Source organism: Escherichia sp. AM3 (genome assembly GCF_032029835.1).
Classification (GTDB): Bacteria; Pseudomonadota; Gammaproteobacteria; order Enterobacterales; family Enterobacteriaceae; genus Escherichia; species Escherichia coli.
In genome coordinates this window covers 1-808 of record NZ_JAVUPQ010000433.1, presented here as the reverse complement: position 1 = coordinate 808, position 808 = coordinate 1, and the positions used below count along the sequence as shown (strand labels likewise).

The window sequence follows — 808 nt, the reverse complement described above, 5'->3', positions numbered from 1 at the left end:
CAGCCCTGTTCGGCGTACCAGTGCTCCAGCGTGCAGCCGAAACGGCGGCTTAATTCTGCAACAACGTCGCTTTCCGGCTGACACCACGGCGTGTCGAAATCAACCTGAATGAAGTTGTCTCCCTGACTACTGATATTCACCTCATACCCCACAGGCCACTTCACGCCATACCGTTCCGTATACCAGTGATATGCAGAAGGAACACCGTTCAGAACACCACCGTTAAAGCCATTCACTTCAACATCCAGGCGGGTGGGCAAAACCGTCAGCAGGTCAAACGGCATGGTTTTTTCCGGCAGTACGTTGTCACACAGACGGTTCCACCACACCGATACATCCTCGTTACTCCAGAAGCCACACCAGTCACCTCTTTTTGCGGTGAAAAGTGCGGTGATGGTATCCCTGACATCGTCCGGTAATCCGTCCCAGCGACGCTGTCCAGTACCGCTCTGCAGCCAGAGTTCATGCAGCATCAGGCAGTTTTGCTCATCCAGCAGTACACCGTCCTGCAGGTATGTCAGCCAGCGGGTGAACGCGATATTTTCCGGTGATACAGCACCACGTCCGGCAGCCGTCACTCCGGGGCACTGCTCAGAGCGGATATTTTCAGTGATCTGCAGAAGTCCGGCACTTCCGGCCAGAAACAGCTGAATACCTTCATTTGTGGCGCGGCGATAAAGCGGTGTAACTGCACCGCTGGCCAGTCGTTTAATCTCAGCGATCTGTGCCGGTTCACCAGAAAAATACATACGATTCGAGCACCAGTTTGGCATGGGAATTCTCCTCTCACATGCGGCCTCCATCAGGC

At 54.5% G+C, this 808-nt stretch carries 1 protein-coding gene; it reads right to left on the bottom strand.

Translation table 11 applies throughout. From position 1 onward, the window contains the following. The coding region (locus RTW80_RS26405) for a DUF1281 domain-containing protein (protein ID WP_312721041.1) at positions 1–749 on the bottom strand (749 nt) is incomplete at its 3' end. Positions 750–808 lie beyond the last annotated feature (59 nt).